4 protein-coding genes are annotated in these 3,375 nt (G+C 45.7%); 1 reads left to right on the top strand and 3 read right to left on the bottom strand.

The window, feature by feature from the left end:
- Positions 1-259 (top strand): nitroreductase family protein (locus M0P91_RS15010; RefSeq protein WP_295069288.1); only part of this gene is annotated, 259 nt, incomplete at its 5' end.
- Here M0P91_RS15010 and M0P91_RS15005 read toward each other — a convergent pair.
- The 3 genes from M0P91_RS15005 to M0P91_RS14995 form a co-directional block, all read right to left on the bottom strand.
- On the bottom strand, positions 234-815 hold the full coding sequence (locus M0P91_RS15005) for a ComF family protein (RefSeq protein ID WP_295069285.1): 582 nt from the start codon (positions 813-815) through the stop codon (positions 234-236). The two genes, M0P91_RS15010 and M0P91_RS15005, sit on opposite strands and share 26 nt — an antisense overlap.
- A gap of 1 nt (position 816) precedes the next feature.
- Positions 817-2,607, bottom strand: coding sequence for a translation elongation factor 4 (gene lepA / locus M0P91_RS15000; RefSeq protein WP_295069283.1), 1,791 nt, complete (start codon positions 2,605-2,607; stop codon positions 817-819).
- The coding region (locus tag M0P91_RS14995; RefSeq protein ID WP_295069280.1) for a ribose-phosphate pyrophosphokinase at positions 2,607-3,375 on the bottom strand (769 nt) is incomplete at its 5' end. The genes lepA and M0P91_RS14995, both read right to left, overlap by 1 nt.

The following is a 3,375-nucleotide window of genomic DNA, read 5'->3' as shown; positions in this document are numbered from 1 at the left end:
TGGCTCAGTAGCTTACAAACACCTCTATCATGAATGCGGAGCGTTGGGGCAAATGCTTTATTGTGAAGCAACAACCATGGGTTTGAGTGCCACGGGAATCGGATGTTTCTTGGACGATGAAGTACACCGATTATTAGGCATTACCAACGAACGCTATCAGAGTTTGTATCATTTCACCATCGGACGCGCGATCGTCGATACACGACTTGCGACCCTAGAGCCCTATGCACACCTTAGTCTTTCGTCTGCGCATCCGTAAGGGTCAGACACAAAATCACTCTCTTACCCTGAGCATGAAGCGTTTCGGCAGCTTCAGTGAGAGTGGTCCCCGTTGTGACAATATCGTCCACCAAAATCACTTCTTTCTCAGAAAATGAAACGTATTGAAAATCTCTAGGATTCGCGAGCCGCTCTTCCACACTCTTCCCCGCGTATTTATGCTGTTTCGTAGCGCGCAGTTTTCCATACAGCGGTGTAATGAGCGGTGATTTTAATGCACGGTTGAGAATCGCCGTATGTGCGTAACCGCTGCGGACATGATCATCGATCCCTATCGACGCTACCTTTGTCTCATAACTCCACTCTTTGGCAAAATGCTCCATGGAACGACGTGCCATTATCGTATAGAGATAATACCCAAGATCAGTATGCTTGGTGAGAAGCAAGGGTTCAATATCGCTGTAGGAGAAAAAAGAATACACGGGAATAGAACCCAAGATTTTTCGTTTATAGAGGCTAGGAGAGAGAAACTCATTTTGACAGGCAGTACAGATATGCGAAAAAATACTCCATCTCTCGCACATCATGCAGCGCATGTTAGTCCATTTTTAGAACAGACATAAAGGCTTCTTGTGGAAGCTGCACACGTCCAATCGCCTTCATCCGTTTTTTACCCTCTTTTTGTTTATCGAGAAGTTTTCGTTTACGGGAAATATCTCCGCCGTAACATTTAGCCGTGACGTTTTTACCCATCGATTTTACCGTCTCACGAGCAATCACACGATTACCGATAGACGCTTGGATCGCCACTTCAAAAAGCTGTCTCGGGACGATCTCTTTCATATTTTTAACCAGCGCCCGTCCACGAAAATCAGCAGAGGTACGAGGTACGATGACACTGAGAGCATCCACGACTTCACCCGCTACACGAACATCAAGTTTAACCAAATCACCATCACGAAACTCAATCGGATCGTAGTCAAAACTTGCATACCCTTTAGAGGTTGATTTAAGTTTATCATAAAAATCAACGACGATCTCATTCATCGGCATTGAATAAATCAACATGACCCTCGTTTCGTTAAGATAATCCATTTTCTCTTGCATACCACGTTTATTGGTTACCAATGTAATAACATTTCCCAAATAATCAACCGGCGTAATGAGTGTCGCGCGCACGTACGGCTCTTCGATACGCTCGATAAACTGAGGTTCAGGAAGCTCGCTTGGATTTTGTACTTCTATCATTGTTCCATCGGTTTTATACACTTTATATACAACCGATGGAGCCGTGGCGATAAGATCGAGATTAAACTCTCGCTCCAGCCGCTCTTTGATGACTTCCATGTGAAGCATCCCCAAAAACCCGACACGAAATCCAAAGCCAAGTGCCATCGATGTCTCAGGCTCGTAACTTAAAGAGCTGTCGTTGAGCTTGAGCTTATCCAGCGCATCCCGAACCGCTTCAAACTCATCGGTGTCGATAGGATACAATCCTGCAAAAACAAATGGCTTAGCAGGCGCATACTCCGTCACGGGCTGAGCCGTCGGATTTTTGGCATCGGTAATGGTATCGCCAACACGGATGCTCCCTACGTCTTTAACGCCCAGTACGACAATCCCGATTTCACCACTCTTAAGAGCTTGCGTCTTTTGACGACGGATAGGATGGGGATACATCAAATCAAGCACTTGATGATTTTCATCATTGTGCATCAGCTTAATCATCTGACCCATTTTAATCTCACCATCAAAAACACGAACAAGTGCCATAGCACCTTGATACGCATCAAACCATGAATCGTAAATGATCGCTTTGGTCGTAGCGGCAGGGTCTCCGCTAGGTGCAGGGATACGATCTACAATCGCATCAATGAGTTCACGAATACCGACACCCGTTTTTGCCGAAATCAACAATGCATCGGTCGCATCGATCCCGATCGTCGCTTCAATCTCTTCGGCAACACGCTCAGGCTCTGCAGAGGGAAGATCAATCTTGTTGATTACGGGAATAAGTGTAAGATTATTTTCCATCGCCAAATAAACATTGGCAATCGTTTGTGCTTCCACCCCTTGCGCCGCATCGACAATCAAAAGAGCTCCATCCGATGACGCAAGCGATTTAGAGACTTCATAGCTAAAATCAACGTGGCCCGGAGTGTCGATGAGATTGAGGATGTAATGCTGCCCATCTTTGACATAATCCAAACGAACACTCTGCGCTTTAATCGTAATGCCTCGCTCTTGCTCAATATCCATCGTGTCCATCATCTGCTTGCCCAGCTCACGCTCAGTGACAGAACCGCACTCTTGGATAATCCGATCGGCTAACGTACTCTTACCATGATCGATATGAGCGATGATTGAAAAGTTACGGATATTGTTCATTAACTAAACAGCGAATTAACGCTCTCGTTGTGATAAACACGACGGATCACTTCGGCAAATAAAGGGGCAACACTTAGCACTTTAATCTTATCGCTTTGTCCACGTAAGACAAGGGTATTCGAGATAACAAGCTCATCGAGCTCACCGTTGTTGATGTTTTCGTACGCATTACCGCTCAAAACGCCATGCGTTGCACACGCCATAACCGATGTAGCTCCCCGTTTTTTGAGTGCTGCCGCGGCCTTAACCATCGTCCCTGCCGTATCAACCATATCATCGATCATAATGATATCTTTTCCAGCCACATCGCCGATAATATTCATCACTTCAGACTCATTGGCTTTTTCACGGCGCTTATCAACAATAACCATATCAAGCCCGAGCTTTTGGGCAAAATAACGGGCACGCGCAACCCCGCCAATATCAGGAGAGGCAATCACAGGATTAGCAAGATTTTTAGAACTGATGTACTCTTGAAAAATAATGGCACCGTAAAGATTATCGACGGGAATATCAAAAAAGCCTTGAATTTGACCCGCATGCAAATCGATCGTAACCACACGGTCAATCCCTGCTGTTTCAAACATATCCGCAACAAGTTTTGCGGTAATAGGAACGCGAGGAGCTGCTTTGCGATCTTGGCGTGCGTATCCGAAATAGGGAACGACTGCCGTAATCGAACTGGCCGAAGAGCGTCGAAGAGCATCGGTCATAATGAGTAATTCCATCAAATTGTCATTGCTAGGGGCGCCTGTACTTTGAATGATA

Source organism: Sulfuricurvum sp. (genome assembly GCF_023229695.1).
Taxonomy (GTDB): Bacteria; Campylobacterota; Campylobacteria; order Campylobacterales; family Sulfurimonadaceae; genus Sulfuricurvum.
Note: the sequence above shows the minus strand (reverse complement) of the source record. Positions and strands in the feature narration are given on the sequence as shown.

What these genes read in the sequence shown, in the direction of transcription:
- M0P91_RS15005 (WP_295069285.1), bottom strand. Translation starts at nt 815, where the DNA reads ATGCGCTGCATGATGTGCGAGAGATGGAGTATTTTTTCGCATATCTGT.
- lepA (WP_295069283.1), bottom strand. Translation starts at nt 2,607, where the DNA reads ATGAACAATATCCGTAACTTTTCAATCATCGCTCATATCGATCATGGT.